The 252-nt window shown below is 38.1% G+C and carries 1 protein-coding gene; it reads left to right on the top strand.

All coding sequences use genetic code 11. The features are described from left to right. On the top strand, positions 1–252 hold a 252-nt coding region (locus Q4548_RS16920), incomplete at both ends, for a thrombospondin type 3 repeat-containing protein (RefSeq protein WP_303457239.1).

Raw genomic sequence — 252 nt, 5'->3', positions numbered from 1 at the left:
ACTGATGACGTAGACAACTGTGTGAATACAGCGAATCCAAATCAAGAAGATGCTGATAATGATGGAATTGGAGATGCTTGTGACGACGATGCAGATAACGATGGAATTACTGATGATGTAGACAATTGTGTAAATACAGCGAATCCAAATCAGGAAGATGCTGATAATGATGGGATTGGAGATGTTTGTGAAGCTGATACAGATGGAGATGGAATCATTGATGATATAGATAACTGTATAGATGTTGCAAAC

This window comes from Wenyingzhuangia sp. 2_MG-2023, assembly GCF_030548295.1.
In the GTDB taxonomy this organism is placed as follows: Bacteria; Bacteroidota; Bacteroidia; order Flavobacteriales; family Flavobacteriaceae; genus Wenyingzhuangia.
This window is presented reverse-complemented; position numbering and strand designations above follow the sequence as displayed.